Annotated in this window: 18 protein-coding genes; 1 reads left to right on the top strand and 17 read right to left on the bottom strand. The window is 38.1% G+C overall.

Features of this window, described 5'->3' with window-relative positions; translation table 11 throughout:
- Positions 1 to 42: 42 nt before the first annotated feature.
- From KO530_RS21735 to KO530_RS21795, 13 genes are all read right to left on the bottom strand, one after another.
- The gene (locus KO530_RS21735) at positions 43 to 1320 is read right to left on the bottom strand and encodes a hypothetical protein (RefSeq protein ID WP_216050568.1); all 1278 of its coding nucleotides are present in this window, start codon (positions 1318 to 1320) and stop codon (positions 43 to 45) included.
- Positions 1317 to 1922, bottom strand: coding sequence for an acyltransferase (locus KO530_RS21740; protein WP_216050569.1), 606 nt, complete (start codon positions 1920 to 1922; stop codon positions 1317 to 1319). Before KO530_RS21740 ends, KO530_RS21735 begins: the two co-directional genes overlap by 4 nt.
- Entirely contained in the window at positions 1909 to 2592 is a 684-nt protein-coding gene (locus KO530_RS21745; RefSeq protein WP_252729422.1) for a CatB-related O-acetyltransferase, read from the bottom strand. Before KO530_RS21745 ends, KO530_RS21740 begins: the two co-directional genes overlap by 14 nt.
- A gap of 68 nt (positions 2593 to 2660) precedes the next feature.
- Entirely contained in the window at positions 2661 to 3608 is a 948-nt protein-coding gene (locus tag KO530_RS21750) for a hypothetical protein (protein WP_216050570.1), read from the bottom strand.
- Positions 3609 to 3726: 118 nt separating this feature from the next.
- On the bottom strand, positions 3727 to 4533 hold the full coding sequence (locus KO530_RS21755; protein WP_216050571.1) for a hypothetical protein: 807 nt from the start codon (positions 4531 to 4533) through the stop codon (positions 3727 to 3729).
- 197 nt (positions 4534 to 4730) lie between these two features.
- Positions 4731 to 5699: a glycosyltransferase family 2 protein gene (locus tag KO530_RS21760; RefSeq protein ID WP_216050572.1), complete on the bottom strand. Its 969-nt coding sequence runs from the start codon at positions 5697 to 5699 to the stop codon at positions 4731 to 4733.
- 36 nt (positions 5700 to 5735) lie between these two features.
- Positions 5736 to 6602 carry a hypothetical protein gene (locus KO530_RS21765; RefSeq protein ID WP_216050573.1) on the bottom strand — a complete coding sequence of 289 codons (867 nt, stop codon included), beginning with the start codon at positions 6600 to 6602 and terminating at the stop codon, positions 5736 to 5738.
- On the bottom strand, positions 6599 to 8194 hold the full coding sequence (locus tag KO530_RS21770) for an MATE family efflux transporter (protein ID WP_216050574.1): 1596 nt from the start codon (positions 8192 to 8194) through the stop codon (positions 6599 to 6601). Before KO530_RS21770 ends, KO530_RS21765 begins: the two co-directional genes overlap by 4 nt.
- A gap of 3 nt (positions 8195 to 8197) precedes the next feature.
- The gene (locus tag KO530_RS21775) at positions 8198 to 9325 is read right to left on the bottom strand and encodes a nucleotidyltransferase family protein (RefSeq protein WP_216050575.1); all 1128 of its coding nucleotides are present in this window, start codon (positions 9323 to 9325) and stop codon (positions 8198 to 8200) included.
- On the bottom strand, positions 9322 to 10725 hold the full coding sequence (locus KO530_RS21780) for an undecaprenyl-phosphate glucose phosphotransferase (RefSeq protein ID WP_216050576.1): 1404 nt from the start codon (positions 10723 to 10725) through the stop codon (positions 9322 to 9324). The genes KO530_RS21775 and KO530_RS21780 overlap by 4 nt, the downstream gene beginning before the upstream one ends.
- A gap of 40 nt (positions 10726 to 10765) precedes the next feature.
- The gene (locus tag KO530_RS21785) at positions 10766 to 11809 is read right to left on the bottom strand and encodes a hypothetical protein (RefSeq protein WP_216050577.1); all 1044 of its coding nucleotides are present in this window, start codon (positions 11807 to 11809) and stop codon (positions 10766 to 10768) included.
- Between the two features lie 66 nt (positions 11810 to 11875).
- Positions 11876 to 12037, bottom strand: a complete 162-nt coding sequence (locus tag KO530_RS21790; RefSeq protein ID WP_216050578.1) for a lasso RiPP family leader peptide-containing protein — start codon at positions 12035 to 12037, stop codon at positions 11876 to 11878.
- Between the two features lie 30 nt (positions 12038 to 12067).
- Positions 12068 to 12739 carry a PEP-CTERM sorting domain-containing protein gene (locus KO530_RS21795; RefSeq protein WP_216050579.1) on the bottom strand — a complete coding sequence of 224 codons (672 nt, stop codon included), beginning with the start codon at positions 12737 to 12739 and terminating at the stop codon, positions 12068 to 12070.
- Between the two features lie 306 nt (positions 12740 to 13045).
- Here KO530_RS21795 and KO530_RS21800 point away from each other — a divergent pair, with 306 nt between their 5' ends.
- Positions 13046 to 14899, top strand: coding sequence for an asparagine synthase-related protein (locus tag KO530_RS21800; protein WP_216050580.1), 1854 nt, complete (start codon positions 13046 to 13048; stop codon positions 14897 to 14899).
- 58 nt (positions 14900 to 14957) lie between these two features.
- Here the strand turns inward: KO530_RS21800 and KO530_RS21805 are convergent, their stop codons facing one another.
- From KO530_RS21805 to KO530_RS21820, 4 genes are all read right to left on the bottom strand, one after another.
- Complete coding sequence (locus KO530_RS21805; protein WP_216050581.1) at positions 14958 to 15404, bottom strand: REP-associated tyrosine transposase; 447 nt, start codon at positions 15402 to 15404, stop codon at positions 14958 to 14960.
- 339 nt (positions 15405 to 15743) lie between these two features.
- On the bottom strand, positions 15744 to 16232 hold the full coding sequence (locus tag KO530_RS21810; RefSeq protein ID WP_216050582.1) for a lasso peptide biosynthesis B2 protein: 489 nt from the start codon (positions 16230 to 16232) through the stop codon (positions 15744 to 15746).
- Between the two features lie 50 nt (positions 16233 to 16282).
- Positions 16283 to 16558: a PqqD family protein gene (locus KO530_RS21815; protein WP_216050583.1), complete on the bottom strand. Its 276-nt coding sequence runs from the start codon at positions 16556 to 16558 to the stop codon at positions 16283 to 16285.
- A 67-nt stretch (positions 16559 to 16625) separates the two neighbouring features.
- Positions 16626 to 18278 (bottom strand): ABC transporter ATP-binding protein, encoded by a 1653-nt coding sequence (locus tag KO530_RS21820; RefSeq protein ID WP_216050584.1) that lies wholly within the window; start codon positions 18276 to 18278, stop codon positions 16626 to 16628.
- Positions 18279 to 18516 lie beyond the last annotated feature (238 nt).

Raw genomic sequence — 18516 nt, forward strand, 5'->3', positions numbered from 1 at the left:
AGTGACTGAAACGTAAAAACTTTTCTAAAAAATAATATTTTTTTAAATTGCATTCTTAAAAGTTATACGGCGCTTCGTAAAAATTCCGTTTACCCAAAGTCTAAAATCCTTATCGCTCATACTTCTAAATTGTTTTGAATAGCACATTCCAATCATGAGCCACAGTGTTACATAGGTTAGACTGAAAATTGTAAAATCTTCAACCCATGCATAAGCCCAACGAAAAGCAACAAACAGCCCAAGGATCTTAATAAAATAGTTTTCAGATTTGCAAACAGCTAAATATGAAGCGACATAAAATATACTTCCGTACAGCAATACGCCTATTATTCCTAGCCAAGTAAAAATATTCAAAATTGCAACTTCTCCACCTAACCTTTCCCCCCGATTATTTGGGTCTGCATATCCAAATACGTCACTTAAAGTTCCTCTTGCAGGTGAGCGCCCAGCAATCCAAGAGTCAAAATAATTCGCAGTAAATAGGGCTTCTGAATATAAAAATGACCTTGTATCACCTAATAAATTTTCTTCATTTTCAGACCCGTGCCTATTTACAGCGGTTGCGGTAAAATCTTGGTCAACATACTCTTGTATTTTAAAGATATTAAAGGTTTTAGTTGATGCAAGCACAAGAAAGATTATTGGTAAAGCCAACAAGCTAATTCGAACGCTATTCAACATTTTGACAGAAAAAATAGACCTAAAATAATAGAGTGAGCACAATATAATAGGGACAAAGAACTTAATAACATTACTTCTAGCGAGTAAGTCTGCAGTTAAAACGACTAAAATTAATGACAATATTAATATTTTTGTACGAAAGCTTAAGGCGGGAAAAAATAGTGTGACAAGGGTAACTGGCACTAAATAGTAGCCGTAGGCTACTTTAGGAAGAATAACTAAAAGTAATACGAACACTATAAGACCATAAACAAAATAAGCCGACAGCATTTTTTTCATCAGTTTTGGGTTAGTTCCAATGTAAGCTACAATTGGCACCGTTAACGCTAATGAGTTTGCAATTAGCCCTTTAAAATCCCAATAACCATCTGAAATGATGCTCCCTCTTACTATATTTATTAAAATCCAAATTATATAGACCGCTACTAATTTCATTAATAGAAATTGCTTATTATCAATAAAAAGTTTAATTGCAACAAAAATCACTGTAATAAACAATGCTTGGAAAGCCCACCAAAACGTGGTGTTTGCAAAAGGAATACCGGTATAAAATTGAATTGGTACAGCAACAGAGAGTAAACCAGTAGCTACAAAAAAAACAGATAGAATTTGTGTATATAATAATTGCTTGGTCATCATATTTTTCTTATGTAGCAGGCAGGGTTACCAGCCCAAATCTCTCGAGCAGGAATATTTCTTGTAACAACAGAACAAGCACCTATTACCGCCCCTTCACCTATTTCTACTCCTTTTAATATTGTAGAATGAGCACCAATAAAAACGTTATCGTTGATTAATACAGGGGCATATTTAGCTGATTTTCTATCTAGTTCAGGTTTATTTCTTAACTCAGGATTCAATGAATGGAAATTTGTATCATAAATAACAGTATTGCCTCCAATTACAACATTATTACCAATGGTTATATCATGATTACAAATAATTGCACTTGCACTAACGCCAACATTATTTTTAATTGTCAATTTGCCTTCAACCCACAAAGTAAACTTTTGTTGTCGACCAATTATATTATGGTTTTCTCCACTGTTTATTTTTAGATTGTTTCCAATAACTACGCGTCCTCTGCGTGTTACATAAGTTTTAACCCTCCCGCGAACACTAAGTCCTGAACCATATTGTATAGCATTAAGTTGAAAGGTTAACTTTGCTAATGGTGTATATAATTTCGACTTTAAAATAGAGGTTAATTTTCTACATGCCTTAAAACTAATTGATATCAAAGTCATCCCCTTTATCGATAGCTTCAAGTATGTTTTCAATTGGTAAGTCCCACCATTTTAGTTTCATTAACCGTTGAATCTTATCCTTTTCAAATCTATAAGAAATTAATTTGGCGGGGACACCTGCTACTATTCCATATGAAGGAACGTCTTTTGTAACAACTGCATTTGCTGCAACAATTGCTCCATGACCGATATTTACGCCATCCATTATAATTGCTCTAGCTCCAATCCAAACATCATTTCCTATAGATATTGGAAGGTATTCGTCGAAAGCTAAGTCTCGCTCTATTAATTTCAAATTAAATGTATTTTTAGTTCGATAAAATAATGGAGACGTTGAAAAATTAGCTTTAGGGTGCATACCAAGACCAATACATACATCGTTTGCAATAGAGCAATATGCGCCAATCGAGGAATTTTGAACAATTGAATTTCTTCCAATGTAGCTGTACTTTGAGATAGAACAATTATTTAGCAAAGTATTTTCAAGAATATGACAATCATTATCGATAGTCGTTCTTGAATCAATACAACATTGACTGTCAATAGTAGATTTTTTGAAACGTGCATTATTATCGATATCTCTAGCTCCAGCTTTGGATAACTCGAACATTTTAAACGCAAATCCCAAAGGTAAAAACAAAAGACGTCTTAGTTTATGATTCAATTTACACCTCTGAGTAACCTACAAAAATTTAATTTATTCAACTTTCCACCAAAATATCCGATTGCGAACTACCAGTAACAATTTTCTTCTACTTTATCTGAACTATTTGGCTTGTTAGCTTCTCCAGGCCTAATCCAATGCTCATTAAAAAGATTCATATAAGGCCAAACGATGTAGTTTTCCCAACGTTTTCCTTTTATGCCAAACAGTAATTGAGTAACCCCCCCCAAATGAACAGCTTTCTTTCCGATTCTTTTAACATGAGCAGCTAAAGGAAGGCCGTAAGCGCCACAACCAATAATACAAACATCAAAATCTACTGCTGAAATTTGTTCTTTCATAAATTCAAGAGCATCAAACCAACTTGAAAATGAATCGTTATCACCACCGAGACTTTGTACAGCTTTTAGTGTAATTAATTCAAAGTCCGGTAATAGTTCATTCGTAAATATGTCTTTTCGTTTATCAAACTGATTTTTAATTTCTTCCTCAAATGGATGCACAACAAGTACTTTCTTTCCTTCTAAGGCCCAAGTCCAGGGTTGATTTGTAAAAAACGGCTCGAGGTCTTCTAAAATGACACGATCCGCTTGTTTGAGTTCTTCAGCAAATATTTCTTCATCTATCAACCATGAGCCTAATAGATCTATTGATGATAAATCTTGGATCATCAACTGGCTGAACTTTTCTAAATTTTCTTCTGTAGATGGAAAAAAACCGGACCAATTCTTCATTTGCTGTAAAATACTTTTTTCCCACCACCAAGCACCTCTATTACCTTTAATGTACTCAATACTACTTTTCTGAGATTCGCTTTTAACACTAATGTAATTTTTTAAACAAAGTAGTTCTGTTGACCCTATTCGACTGATCATGCAGGGTTTATCAGATTTGAGTAAATCTGTGATTAAAGTGTTAGAGTATTCTTTATTTGAAAAAGCTGTCCAATTCCGCATAGAAGCTCCTTTCCCCATAATCCTAGAATAAAGTTTCTTCAATACTTTTAAAATAATCACATTTTTTCCTCAATTTCATTTTAAGCTTAAAATTAAAGCTTTTTATCACACTTCGCGTTTATCTAGGCTACCGATTAACTCAAAATATGCTAATCGCCATATAAAAAGACTCTTAACATTATTTAAAAACCGTTCTCAATAATTCATCTTTAAATTCACCATTTTCATCAGCCAAAATCCATTTCTCAGATTTCGGATAGCCATGCCAAAAGCTGCTTGGCGAAATTTTGATCCCATTAGAAAGCAAGGCAGGTTTATAAGAAAATGAGCTTTTACTTGTTATAAGTAGATCAGCATTTACCATATGTAGAAACGAATCAATTGCATTCATATCTAAACATAAATTTACGTTTCGAAACCTGTTAAAATCATTAAAATCTTCAGGTTTTCCTTGTGAAAAAAGGTAAATAATAATTGGTTTATGTGTTTTGATATTTATAAGGGCTCTTTCCAGAACATTTGTAAAATAGTCATTATTTTGCCAACGCATGGATAAATTTTCGTTTTGTTGGTTTTTTTCTATGACTATATCGCCTCTACGGACATGAATTGCGATATTGAAAGCATTTTTTGAAAAAATAAGTTTATCTTCAGAGCGGATTTCAGCGTTATGATATTTATTTTTAATATCACTAATTACCCCTATTTGATCTTGATAAAATTGGTCCTGCTCTGCAATGAATATGACACCGCAGCCAACATAAGAATCAATAAGTTTTTGAATCATTGCCAGTTCACTTTGGTTAAACTCATCAAATAACGGTAAGTAAACTTTTTTAAACCCTGAATTAACTAACTCATTTACATTTTTCTCGTTGTATCCAAAATTTAAAAACGCCTCCCATTTACTGTTAGAAAAAGGGATATGTGCAAACTTAAGGCCTAATTTATGAGCAAACCAATACCCCGCAATCCAATTAGCCATTTGATGCCCAATTCCAGCACCTTTATTCGGAATTGCAGAAAAGTAATTAATAGATTGACTCTGCCTAACGTTCGAAAAGAATTTGTAGTGCCAATAAGCTTTGTATAGCTTGAAATACCACGATTTTCTCCGAGTTTTAGCAACAATCTTACTCCACAATTTGGCTTTAATTTTGGAAAAAGTAGTTAACGACAAAATCAATCTGCTCCAACTCTAGGATAGCCTCTCATTCGCCACAAAACTTTAGTAGCAAGTGTAAACATTCGAGCCATGCTATTTAAAATATCTTTTCCAAAATATGTTTTTTCGAAAAAGAAAAACCTTTTTAAAATATCTCTATCAAGATTTTCAATAAAATAAGTAAAGGACTCTAACTCTTTTTCGTATCTCATTATCATTAAAGAATGTCTAAGCTCATATTGAAGAAAAACCAAATAACTTTTATTTTCCGTTTTTCTATTTTTTAAGTATTGCTGATGCACAAAGTTATATCGATCGACAATGTGAGATTGGACTTGTCGAGTAGGAGTTCTGGTTGCTTGGCCTTCACAGGCTCCGTTATAAAGACTCAAAGGAAAACCGACGAAAGTTGTTTTGCCATAAAAAGCAATTGAGAAGAAAAGCGCAAAGTCTTGGTTTCTTTTCATTCCAACTGGAAATCCCCCCACTTTGTTAAAAGCGTCCTTTGAAACAACCGTAGCGCTTGTGTGTAAGGCAACGTGGGGATTTTCAAAAAAGTCATTTAAACAAATCTTACTGCTGTACTTTTTTATTTGACGAACATATTCTGAATTATCCGCGTTTCTTACTATGCCCGCACTATTGAACATCACACAATCGGGAAACTTCTCAATAGCCTCTTGCATCTTTGATAAATAATCTGGCATCCATAAATCATCCGCATCTAAAAATGCGATAAAATTTGTTCTGCTTTCACGGACACCTGTATTTCTAGCAGCGCTGACGCCTGAGTTTTGTTGCTTAATTAATTTAAATCTAGAATCTTCTAAGAACGGTTCAACACTGTCGATAGAACAATCGGTAGATCCATCATCAACGATCAATACTTCAAAGTGCCTGTAAGTTTGATCTACTACAGTTTGAAGTGTTTCAGCAATATATTTTTCTTTATTGTAAAGTGGAATAACGACAGAAATTTTAACCATATTGTTTATCCGTTAATTTTATAATTTGTATTTCCATTATTTTTCCGCACTCTTTCTTATCGACTTTGCATTTATTCTGGAATAATTCCCTCCAAGAAGGTGATGTTCGCTACTATCTAAGTTCATCATCGAATCTTCCCAATCTAATGCATGTACATCAGACAAGTTGATAAATACTTGTTTAGGGTTATTGGTGAATTCTTTATAAACAACGGGCTTCCCTTTAATTCCAAATATTTTGCTGACTAAGTTAGTATTTCTAGTAACTTTCTTAATCTGAGATGCAGCTTGGCTCTCACTTATTCCTTTATATGTAGAAACTTCTTTTACACTACCAGTCGACAATTCTATTTTAACTTTGTCTTTTGTCATTGATGCAACAACATCTTTAATGTCTCGCTCTAAAAATACGAAAGAATATTCATATCTCTTTTTTAAGCGACTCATGATAAAAATTGCTCGTGAAAGACTTTTGGAAGCATCAATAAATACGCGTTCGTTTCTAATATTCATAACACTTTCAAGAAGTCTGACTTCATTATCAATTTGATTGATATAATCGTGAAAAAAATAAGGAACTCCGCATTTAAAAAACAGAAACAAATTCAAATATTTTGTTATTTTTTTAAATTTACTATCTCTGGATTCAACAAATGGCACTAAGCTAGTATTAAAGTTTTGTATATTAACTTCGCTTAGGTGTAAATCAGCGACCACAGTATTCCAAAATTCACATTCAGTGTAAGGCTTCTCACAAGAGCAAAGTTCATTGTCGTTATAGTGAGTATCAAAATAGTGAGGTTCACTTAGGGCAAAGCAATTCGAATGAGCCCCTAGGAACTTGCTAAATACTGTTGAGCCGCTCCGTCCATTACAAATTACAAAGACTATTTTTTTCTTCATACTTTCAAAGCCTTTAATTTAATAATTCCCACCAAATTTAATAACGAATTTTTCTCCTTTCGATTAAGAAGCAAAAAGTAACTAATAATTAAGAATGAAAACACAAAAACGACAGTTACTACTAACAAACGTATGAGACTAGTATCCATAATCAATAGTGGGACAAAAGACAGAAAAGTTGAGAGTGTCACGCAAAAAGTCGACGGTATAATCACTTCTTTTATAAAATAAGAAATTTTCAAACCACATTTTTTTTCGCTAAAATAAAGCGTTATTCCGAAACACCTTATTATTACAGTTACAATTAAAACTACGTACAACCAATAGGGGTCAAAACCCTTTATAAATAAAAAACTCGAAATAATAAGCGGTAAAAATTCAATCAATGAAGTGCTCAGTTGAAAAGATTTTATTTGCCCTGTAGCTAATACACATGTAGTTAACGAACCAAACAATTGAGCGATTAGTCTTCGGCTAAGTAATAAAGCAGCAAAAGGTATTGCGTAATCTGGTACTTCGACCAACCACAAGTCCAACAAATATTCAATTTCTAAAATAAAAGGAACAGCGAATATAGCGAATATGACGAATGATAATTTACTGCCGCTTAGTGCGATTCGTAACATATTTTCTCTATCATTAGCCCCTTCGCTTTTTACTAGAACAGGGTTTAGCGCCTTCATCATATTGGCAGAAAATGCTTCTAACTGGCCAGAAACCTGATTAGCAATTCCCTGTCCAGCATTCGCTTTTGTCCCAAAAAAAACATTTAGTAAAATTCCTTGCCCATAATTGGTTATGATCCCTGCTGAAGAACCAAAAAATGACCAACCGGCAAAACTGCACATATCCTTAAAAAGGACTTTGTCGTAATACAATTTAAAATTGAATGCACATTCTGTGTACTTTAGATGGCAATAGACTCTATTTACTAATAATAAGAATATTGACAAAGCTGCCATACAGAAACCATAAACAAATAGGCTGTCGTAAGAGGTATAAACAATAGTAATAGCCCCTTCGTTCAAGCTTAATCCAGTCGGTAAACTCAAAGCTCCATATGTAATATAAATAGCAATGCCCAATTTAAAAATCGATTCTATTATTCCTAGAATTGCGTAAAAAAGCATATTTTCGTGGGAAGTAATTACAGCTTCATAAGGCACTGAAATAACAGTAAAAAAAGTGCTTATAATCATAAATTGATAGACAGATTCTGCTACATTGAGACGGTCTTCTGAAATATTCAAAAATCCATTGAACAGAAAAACGCCCAATATCTCCAATACTATAACGACTAATATAGCCATACCAAAATGTAAAATAGTACTCATATTGAAAATACGTTTTACGTTTTCTATTTCACCCGCACCTTGAGCGAACGACATGAAACGTTGAGTTGCAGCGGCCATTGAACTATTTAGAAATCCCAATAGTGCTATAAGGCCACCAACTAGGCTGTAGATACCAAAATCTTCTACGCCTAACGCCGCTAATATAAGACGTGTAGAATATAATGATATGAAGATTGTAATTGCCATTCTTAAGTAAAGAAAACCTGTATTTTTGGCAACACGGTTAAGGACTGTCATAAATCACTTAGCGCCAAATAGTTTTCTTGAGAAAAATGAATTCAAGAACAGGTATTGCAGTTTTAAAGGCTTTAAAACGTTATCTGTAAAAGCGAATTGTGAAGCGACTTGATAAATACGATACAAATACGACTTATTAATTAAACCTCGCTGTTTAAAAGATAATTTTTGCAAAAAAAGTAGAGTAAATTCGGTTAGGAAATTTGGAGCTAGGAGATTCAAATATTTAGGGAGCAAACGACCATTTAGAACATCACTATAATTTTTTAAAAGGATGAAGAGTGGGCGTTGTGTTCCACTTTTCTTAGTCAGATTAATGACTTTATCTAAATTCAATTTTGATGTAAACATTCTATCCGTATCAACCAAGTTATAGGCTGAAAAGTTCATATCTTTAAATGCATGCACTGCAAGATGATTAAGCGTATCTTCAGGTGACAAGATTCGTACCTTATCCGAGTTATAAAGTGGATGAACAATACTATTTTCCCATAATTCCTTTTCGTTAATATCGAAAAGAAATGGGTGCAATAATGATTTATGTAAATCTACATTAGCTCCAATTGAATCTTTGGGTATAAAAGAAGTTTCATACAAATCACTGAATACCTTTTGTTGAATTGGCATCAAACAATCCATTTTTTTTAAGAGAATTTTTTTCGCCTTTCCCCAATCATTTTCTTTTACTAAAATATCAATATCGTTTGATATTCTCGGATACTCTTCAGAATAATAAATTCCGTTAAAAGCGGATGCCTTTAAAAGGATTATGGGTATATCATTGCTTTCAAAAAGTAGAATTAGTTCTTCCAGTTGTTTTTTTTTACCTAACTGTTCTACTACTCCCTTCCTCGTTTCAGCCTTTAAATACTCAATCGCTTCTGGGTAAATAAATTCAGCAATATTCATTTTTAGAATATTTTGTAAAACAATGGGCAGTAAACGGGAATGCAGCCCTTTAAAAGTTGTGAGCTTATTGATTGCTTCTATAGATTCCGAAATAAGTTGTTCCCGCGCAAAATTATTTGGGCAACAAAAACGTAGAATTTGCAGGTAAACTTCTTCAAAATCATTTTCAGGCACAACTTTTTGCTTCGTGTACTTCATCGCTAAAATTTCAACTTTTATCAATACGCATTCTTGTCAGTAAAACTGCGAAACACGGTAAAAATAACAATCTTAAAATCCATCCATAGTGACCAGTTTCGAATGTATTCGAGATCGTATTCGATGCGCATTTTCATTTTATCTACTGTATCGGTTTCCCCGCGCCAGCCGTTTACTTGAGCCCAGCCGGTTATGCCAGGTTTAACTTTGTGGCGCAGCATGTAATAATCCACTAACTTTCTGTATTCTTCGTTGTGTTTTACTGCGTGTGGGCGGGGGCCAATTACTGACATGTCGCCTTTTAACACGTTAATAAATTGCGGTAATTCGTCGAGTGAGGTTCGGCGTAAAAAGGAACCGACTTTAGTAATGCGGCTATCGCCCTTTTTCGCTTGTACAACGTTGTCGGAATTTTCCGTTACCGTCATAGAGCGGAACTTCCAGACTTTGATTTTTTTACCATTTAGGCCATAGCGGTCTTGTTTAAAGATAACCGGGCCTTTCGATGTTAGTTTCACTGCTGCAGCTATGGCTAACATAGGAATAGAAATAAGGCTTAGGATAGAGAGTGACAATAAAATATCTTCTAGGCGTTTCACTATGGCTACACCGCCTTGCATGGGATTGTCGTACACACTTATGGTTTGTACGCCGCCCACGTGAGACATTTCACCGTGCATTAAGCAATACATGAATAAATCAGGGACAACGTGTACGTTGGCTGTGGTATCCCCTAATTGATAGAGCATTTCTTGAATGCGATGCTGAGCTTTAATGGGCAAGGCAATGTAAATGACGTCGTATAGCCCTCGCTTGGCGCAATCGATGCCCTTTTCTACGTTACCGTGGAGTAAATAGTGGTATTCGTCGTCTAAGCGATCAGGGCCACGATCATCAAATACCGCCGTTAATCGATAACCCGTTTCAGGATTTTTCATGACTTCGTTTGCTAAACGGATGCCTTTTTCAGATAAACCAAAAATAGCGATACTGCGGGTGTTATAACCCTTGCGGCGCATGTTGTGCAGGAAAAGTTGAAACATGATCCGCCAGCCAACTAGCGCCATAAAGGCCATAGTAAACCAGATTGCCAGGGCAAAACGTGAATAGTCTTCAGCGATTTTAAAGAAAAACAAATAGGCAAGTATTAACATGCAGGCACATGACCAACATAGGAAGGTATAAAACACGATTTGTTTAAAGAAACCGGCGCGCCAAGAACGGTACAACGCAAACGATTCGGCCACCAATGCAAAACTCACTGAGCCGATAAGAGACAAGGTAAAATAATCTTTTGTATAATCTAAGCCGTAAACCAATACCGAACAAAAGAGTGCGAGTTGAATTACCACAACATCAACAAGTCGATAAGCAGCCGCAAACTTGTTGGTATTGTTTTTAACCATACCTCTTTGCATATTCATTTATCTAGTTCCTTTGCTTTTGTGAATCGGGATGAAAGCGTTATTTATCCAAATCTTCAAAAATAGTCTTACGTACGAAATCCAAATTTTCCTTACCACTAGAGTAAGTGATTTTTTTTACTTGTGTTTTTTGAACCAAAATGGACAGTTGGCGTATCCTGTCACTTTCTAATTCCAATGCAGAGTAGGCATTACCCAAAATGCTATTTTGTAAAAGCAAGATTAGTGCCTGACTAGAATTGATATTTTCAATTTCACAGTGCAGGGTATTATCAGGCTTATCTGTTACAGTTCTATTAAGAATATAGATGACTGATAGTTCAGAAGAAGTTTTATTTTCTTCGGATAAATCAGGCATTTCAAATACGCGTTTGTTAAAACGGTCATGCACTTTTTTAAGCTTAGCTACGTCACCACCAAGGGCATTTTCCACTGAATCGGGCCACATGCGGGCAATGGGCCAGCTGGGGTAAACTTTTGGTGCGTTACTTTCTGTTGCATGCGCACCAATTTGATGCAGCGCAATCATATCATCAGTTAACCACTCACATCCAGCTTGTTGTAGCTTGGCACTCAAAGTTGACTTGCCCGTACCGCTATTTGCTACCAATGCGAAGGTTTTTTCACCACGCTTCAACCCATTTGCGTGTATGCAAGGTACATGCTGAGTTTCTAACCACAGGGCCAGGGCCAATGTCTGAAAGTAGTGGGAAGACGATGTGCCTTCATCCCAATCAATGGTTATTTTGTTTTTCTGAATTAAAAACCGACCTTTACCTTCACAATTAACACTCAGCACGTAGCTTTTTGGTGAAGGGAGGTAGGTTTGTGACTCATCTAACGAATTGGTTTTGGTTTCAGTAATATGGATATTGGGATAAGGAAAGAGATTTAATTCGGTTAAGTATCTCTGTCCTTGATCTTTTAATGTCCATATGGGGAGCTGGTTCGCGTCGAGACTAATTGTTTCAAACGCAAGTTCAACGGCCAATTCAGAGATTTTAGTTTTATCACCACTGCAAGTAGCATCAGGCAAAAAACATTCAACGCCATGAAGCGGCGTTGAATAATACTTATCTTGCATTGGTAACTAATGCCTCTGTTCAATCCATGGTTTGAATCTAAGGTAGAAGCTTTAGCAGACTAACGATTAACCTGTAAAAGGATTACGTTTTGTGTGTCCGCCTTGCTCATCAGGAATACTTCCCGCGTAACCTTGAGTTAATTCTGCAAGATTACCAGGGTTAGTTAATTCTGGCTTGGTGTAGGGCTTTTTGCCACTAACGGAATCGTTCACATTTACTTTGTTCATGACGTGTCTCCCTAATTATACAATCTTAAACTATTTTCTTGCACGTAAGCGTGCTGCACCAAACAATAAACCGCTTAGGATCATTGCAGTAGTAGCTGGCTCTGGTACTTTTACGGTATCGGTATCAGTTACGAAAACTAAGTCATCACCAATGGCAAGCGATGAAGAACCGAACAATACGTCTAGCGTGAAGAACAAGTCACCGTAATCGGCACTAACTTGATCACTGTAGGCTACTGAATCAACGACTGTTGCTGATGCAAAAGAAACACCAATACTTGAATAGGGAGTGTTTTCGCTACCAGAGTCGATATCGAACGCAACATCACCTGCGAAACCATCAATACTGAAACCAACGATGTCGCTAGCAGAGTCAATATTAGTCAGTGTCCAAGCACCAAACACGCCACCTGCTGGTGAAACGTTACCGCTGCTGAAACCTTGTTGAGTTAAAGACCAGGTTGATGTAACTACACCACCAGAAAAGCCTTCTGCGTCTGCAATAGGGTCGCCAGTGCCAAGAACTACGTCTGGGAATGCGGACCATATACCTGATTCTGAAGTGCCATCACCGAATAATGCTGTCACTTCAATTCCAGCCATATCAGCGCCAGTGATGTTTGCCTCGTCAACAATAATGGCAGACTGAGCGCTTAAGCTCATTCCCACTAGTGACAAACCTGCAATTATTTTCTTAATCATGTGATGCTCCTTATTTAGTTCTACGAACTTAAAATTCTCTTGAATATGCACTTAATGCTATTACTACTGCAGAAATAACTGCAAAAGCCATTCCAGATATATTTTTTCTTTAAAAATCATGCAGTTAACAAAATTGAATGTTAATGGCTTGTTAACTCTAAAATGATCTGTAAAAATTCCTGACAGAAAAAACCTAATGTAAACAAAAGGTTATATTGTCATTTGTTGTTACAGTAGAGTGACATTTGGCATATAGTACCCTTAATTTACCGGTGTTCGAAAGCTTTATTTAGGTCTAAATATTATATGAATACATTGTTTGCTCTATTTGGTTCTAAAGCGCCTCGTTATTTTGAGGCGATTCAGGGCTACTATGAAAATTCAAATAAACAAGTAATATCAGACAGTTACAGCTCGATCGGTGGTGCAGATTCTAGTGTTTTCTTGGGTAAGGTGGCCGATGCCGATGGGGTGTTAAAAACCGATACACCCGTCCCCCTGAAGATTGTGAGTGCAGGGCGATTTTGTTTAAAAAATGCACCTTTGGTGTGCGATGGTGCACTAAAAGATCGCGATCTTTGGGATTTGATCGATAGCGATTATTCGAAAACCATTGAGCAGCTAGACGGTGATTTTACCCTCATTTCCTGGCATCCACATGCTGCTGAATTACGATTTTGTAGCGCTGCGTTTAATCCCCGTACCCTATTTTATGGGTGGTTAGAGGGTTGTTTTCTGGTGACCACTGATTTGCAGATGATTACGACCCTGCTCACCCCGAAAGTGGATAACATTTCGATTCTGCAGTGGCTGGCGGGACGGCCGGATCCGAATCGATCTATGTTCAGCAACATTGATCAGCTACCCTTCGCTCACAGCGCCTGTTTATCTGCCGAAAATCAATTAACTGTGAGGCGATTTTGGGATATCCAACCCAACCACTCACTAAAGTTTGCCAATGAAGTGGAGTATGAGCAGGCTTTTTACGATGTGCTAAAACAAAGTGTCGCAGGGGCGTTGCCACTGAGTTCACAGGGTAAGCGGCCTGAACCTATTTTCAGCCAGATGAGCGGTGGTATGGATTCAACTTCTATCACCTCTATTTTACATTCATTGAGTGAGCATGGTGGTAAAGACGCAGATCCCCTTGGGTTTGAATTACATTCCATTTCTCATACTTATCGGAATACCCAGAGTTGTGACGAGATAGAAAAGATTGATGCAATGCGGGACTTTTTGAAGCTTCAACATAGTCATTTTGTTGAGCTAGACCAATTTACCAATCTTTCGTTTGCCCAGCTGTACCCTACTCAGTTACAGAACCCTGGCGTGGTGGCTTCACCTAAGTACCAACAGGAAGCTGAAATGATTCAGCGGTTAGGGGGGCACGACTTGTTTACCGGCAATGGCGGAGACGAAATGTGCTGGGGTCACAGCTTTGCTTATCGGGACAGATTAGCCAGTGGTGATCTTGGAGTCATTAAAGAGGTGTTTAATTCTGCTCAACAGTTGGGTATGTCACCCATGAGGATCATGCTGCAAGTACTGGTTAAGCCATTATTGCCTCAGTCACTGTTATCCTTGTTAGGCAAGCAGCCAGTAGATGCCGACCACTTTCCCCAGTGGTTAGGGCCTCAACAACAGGCCATGTTGAAGTCGGTTGAGAAGCACAATCCCTTTGCCCAAAGTAAGCAATGGGCAAAACGAGCTCGCTATGAGGGCTTATTTACTACCTCCACTTTTAATAGCATGCGTTCCTATCAGCATGTTTGCGATCCTTTAGGGATCGCAGTACATCATCCGTTTTTCAACAAGCAGCTAGCGGAGTTTAGTTTTGCGGTGCCGCAAAAATTGCACATCCAGGGGCGATATCCAAAATATTTGTTGCGTAAAGCCATGGATAGCCATTTGCCAGAAAGCGTGTGTTGGGACCAGAACAAAACCGTATTTGATCAGCATTTTGCGAATTTGGTGCGTGCAAATAAAACCGAGCTTCGTGAGTTGTTATCCCATCCAGGTTTACAAGATTTAGGGTTGGTTGATAATGACATTTTGTTAGCCAGTTTCGATAAGGTAGTAGCCTCACCAAAGGGTTCGTTAAACGTCGATTTATTGTACGCAATTTTAACCCAATCCTGGTACCAAACCCACATGTTGTAGCATGGCCTTTAGGCCATGGATGCTAGGCCATGGGCTCTCTCGGGGCTAAAGCCACCGACTACAGGTATATTGAATCCCAATGGGGATATTGTTTTAGGCTTTTGACTATCCCTGCCCTTAATAGATTGGCAACGATATATCGTGCTGCATCGATTACATTTTCCTCATTACGTATGGCGTGGTCGTGAAATCCGGCTTGCCAAATTCCGCCTTTTCGATTTAACCGTTTGCAAATTTGGTGTGACGTGGTGCCCTTGATGTAACCGATAACATCACTGAGATTTGAATCGCCTTCTAAGGAAATTAAAAAATGAAAATGGTCCGGCATAATTACCCAACTAACGAAGATTAAATGTCCTCGTTGTTGTGCTTTCATCATGTGATTTACGACAATTCTGGCAAGATTAAAATTGGTGAACAGCGGCTCGCGATTTTTTGTACAAGCCGTTATTAAATAAACCTGTCCGGTAATGGAGCGGCGTCCCTTTGTTAAGGTTGTGGCCATTGTTCAATCCTTGGAATGGCAAATTTTAAGTTTAGGTCGATTCAGTATGAGATGAGGTACAGAAATTCAAAATCCGTAGCATGGGCTTTAGGCCATGGAATCTTGTATGCTCCCGCGGGGTTAAAACACCCGCCTACAAAAAAACCGTAGCATGGTCTTCAGGCCATAGAATCTTGCACGTTCGCGCGGGGCTAAAGCAACCGCCTACAATAAAAGCCATGTAGCATGGCCTTTAGGCCATGGAATCTCGTATGTTCGCGCGGGGTTAAAACACCCGCCTACAAAAAAACCGTAGCATGGTCTTTAGGCCATGGAATGTAATATGTTTGCCCAGGCGGTTTACATTGAGGAAATGCTTGTTTGGAAAAATTGGCTTTTATTGGTTATTTCTGTGTAGGTACTTACCACTTCTTTGCTGTCGTTAATGATAAATCCGTTGATGGTTAACCAAGAATGGGCTTGTAATGTTTTGCCTGTACTTTGTTCTATTGTTGGGCTTTGTGATGAAATTAGGGTGGTGAATCTGACGCCAATGTGTAATCTCGACGGCATGTTTTTGCTCAATAACAGTTCTTGCAGCGCTAGGCAGCGACGTAAACAATTCATTGATCGGTAATGATGTCGCGTGACTTTGGCAAACAGGATTGATTGCTGAAGATATTTTTGCTGTGGATAGGCGTCAAACTGGTTGCTTGGACTGCTAACTGACAAACTTGAATCGAGATGCTTTTTCCATTTTTTGTAGGGCTGTTTGGATATTCGCCAATCCCATTTCGCCAATAACCAATAGGCGTGCACGATGGTAGGTAAAGAGGTGATCAACTGCATACGTTTGTTTTCCCTAAATCAACTATTGTCCTACCCATGGAGCTTGCGCCCTAAGCTTCTTCTAACAGTCCTTTGTCGCTCATTGTGTCAATAAGCTCTGATAGATCAGCTTGAATATTGTCGACTGTGGCGTCGTAGTTTTGCTCGATGAGGGCCACCACCTGGGCTACAGACTGCCCCGTATTCAAGGCTTCAATCATTTCCGTACCTATGGGATCGAGGGTGTAATACTGGCCGCTGATAGAGTCTAAAATGACCGTCTCATCCACCACTTTTTGAAACAACGCTTTGTCTGAAAGTTTATATTTAGTGTCGCTATTCAGCATATTACGTCCTACTCATTGGTTTTTTATTCATCTAGGTAAATTTACTGTCTCAATTCTAGAGCTTGTTTTACACCTGCGCCAGAGAACCTTGTTCTAGTTTATAGACTTTGTCTGCCACTTCACACAGTTGTTGGTCGTGAGTCACGATTATTACGGTTTTGTCTTTCAATGATTTGGCCAACAACTTTGAAAACTCCAGTTTTCCGGCGTCATCGGTAAAAGACGTGGGTTCATCAAACAGCAAAATTTGTGGGTTAATTACAAGGGCACGCGCCAAGGAAATACGCTGTCGTTGTCCACCGGAAAGGAGTACACCGTTTTCACCCACTTTGGTGTAGTAGCCGGCTTTCAAATCGGTAATAAAACTATCTGCACCGGCAAGTTTCGCAGCTTCAATAATCTCCTCTTCACTGGCTTGGGGCAAACCATAGGCAATATTGTCTAAAATGTTGCCGTCACATAAGGCGATATCTTGCGACACTAAGCCAATTGCCTTGCGCAAAGACACTAGGCTGCAATCGGCAATAGCCTGGTTATCAATTAAGATGTTGCCGGTTTGAGGTTCCATAAACCGCATGAGTAAGTGAATTAAACTGGTTTTTCCCGCGCCGTTTGGCCCCAGAATGATACTCACACTAGCGCTGTCAAAGCGTGCATCGACGCTTTTTAAAATGGGACTGTCAGGCTGATACGCAAAAGAAACACCATTAAACTCGATATCGCCCCTTTGGCAAGACAGGTCGAATTCGGCTTTATCATCTGACTCAGGGGATACATTAAATACCTCTAAAATACGTGTAGAAGAGCCCCTAGCCTGCTGTAGCTGACCGTATAATCCGGCAAAAGTACTCATGGGCTTGGCAAACACTAAGCCATACATCAGCAAGGTGATTAAATTGGGAATGGTGAGCTCGCCTGATTGATAGTGCAACGCGCTCACTACAACGATGAAGACAATACCAATTGATATAATCATTTGAATAAGCGGGGAAATGAGCGCTTGAATGCGCAGTAAACGGGTTCGCAGGTCGAGTACCTGCTTGGCATTTTTGCGGAATTTTTTCGACTCAATACTTTGGCGGTTGAAGGCTTTCACCAATTGCATAGAGCCAAAGTTTTCAGTGGCGATGGCAATGGCACCGGCCTGGTGTTTTATCACCTGCTCCGAAATAGGGCGGATGGTTTTACCGACAATTTTTATGGTGATTAAAAATACTGGCACCGTGACCACGATTATCAAGGCGATGCTCAAATTGATATTGGCCATCATAATGATCGCACCTATCACTATTAGCGCCGCGGGGACTAGCCCTGTTAACACGCCGGATAAGAAATAGCTGAGCACATTGGCGTCATTGCTGATGAGAGAGAGAATTTCGCCCTTTTTACGGTTGCTAAAATAGGCCATTGGCAACATTTGTACGTGGTCGTAAAGCCGGCAACTTAGGTCGTTTAATACTTGAGCGCCGACGATATTAGTGCGAAAGGTTGATTCAAAGCGCAATACCGCTTGCAAGATAATCAAGGCAACCCAAGCTAAGCATATTTGACCTATTGACCAGCCAAATGCATTTTCTTGATCCAAGATACTCATTGAAAACTGGCCGATAAAATAAGGGATACTCAGGCTTATCAGACTTTCTGCAAGCATCAACAGCACAGCAAGACACAATGCGGTTTTATGATAGCGGAGTAGTTTAAATAGCGATAAAAATGACATTGAATGAGTAGGTTAGGAACAATCGAGTATTGGCATCTACTCTACCTTATTTTAGTGAACGATGAACAGCAGCGATTGAAAATAAACCCCAAGCGGAGAGGTGAGTGTAAATCCAAGGCCTGTATTCGGCGGTTTTAGCCCCGAGAAGGCAATGTTGAAAATTATGATAATTCATGGTCGTCCTTACTTTTCATGGCCTAAAGGCCATGCTACAGGACCGAGGAAAAAACCATGCACG

This window comes from Aliiglaciecola lipolytica (assembly GCF_018860635.1).
GTDB lineage: Bacteria > Pseudomonadota > Gammaproteobacteria > Enterobacterales > Alteromonadaceae > Aliiglaciecola > Aliiglaciecola lipolytica_A.

Bases quoted from the DNA above. Each gene is read 5' to 3' on its own strand.
- KO530_RS21785 (WP_216050577.1), bottom strand. From the start codon at position 11,809: ATGCAAGATAAGTATTATTCAACGCCGCTTCATGGCGTTGAATGTTTT.
- KO530_RS21765 (WP_216050573.1), bottom strand. From the start codon at position 6,602: ATGAAGAAAAAAATAGTCTTTGTAATTTGTAATGGACGGAGCGGCTCA.
- KO530_RS21770 (WP_216050574.1), bottom strand. From the start codon at position 8,194: ATGACAGTCCTTAACCGTGTTGCCAAAAATACAGGTTTTCTTTACTTA.
- KO530_RS21805 (WP_216050581.1), bottom strand. From the start codon at position 15,404: ATGGCCACAACCTTAACAAAGGGACGCCGCTCCATTACCGGACAGGTT.
- KO530_RS21800 (WP_216050580.1), top strand. From the start codon at position 13,046: ATGAATACATTGTTTGCTCTATTTGGTTCTAAAGCGCCTCGTTATTTT.
- KO530_RS21820 (WP_216050584.1), bottom strand. From the start codon at position 18,278: ATGTCATTTTTATCGCTATTTAAACTACTCCGCTATCATAAAACCGCA.
- KO530_RS21780 (WP_216050576.1), bottom strand. From the start codon at position 10,725: ATGAATATGCAAAGAGGTATGGTTAAAAACAATACCAACAAGTTTGCG.
- KO530_RS21815 (WP_216050583.1), bottom strand. From the start codon at position 16,558: ATGCTGAATAGCGACACTAAATATAAACTTTCAGACAAAGCGTTGTTT.
- KO530_RS21760 (WP_216050572.1), bottom strand. From the start codon at position 5,699: ATGGTTAAAATTTCTGTCGTTATTCCACTTTACAATAAAGAAAAATAT.
- KO530_RS21795 (WP_216050579.1), bottom strand. From the start codon at position 12,739: ATGATTAAGAAAATAATTGCAGGTTTGTCACTAGTGGGAATGAGCTTA.
- KO530_RS21755 (WP_216050571.1), bottom strand. From the start codon at position 4,533: ATGGCTAATTGGATTGCGGGGTATTGGTTTGCTCATAAATTAGGCCTT.
- KO530_RS21810 (WP_216050582.1), bottom strand. From the start codon at position 16,232: ATGCAGTTGATCACCTCTTTACCTACCATCGTGCACGCCTATTGGTTA.
- KO530_RS21735 (WP_216050568.1), bottom strand. From the start codon at position 1,320: ATGATGACCAAGCAATTATTATATACACAAATTCTATCTGTTTTTTTT.
- KO530_RS21790 (WP_216050578.1), bottom strand. From the start codon at position 12,037: ATGAACAAAGTAAATGTGAACGATTCCGTTAGTGGCAAAAAGCCCTAC.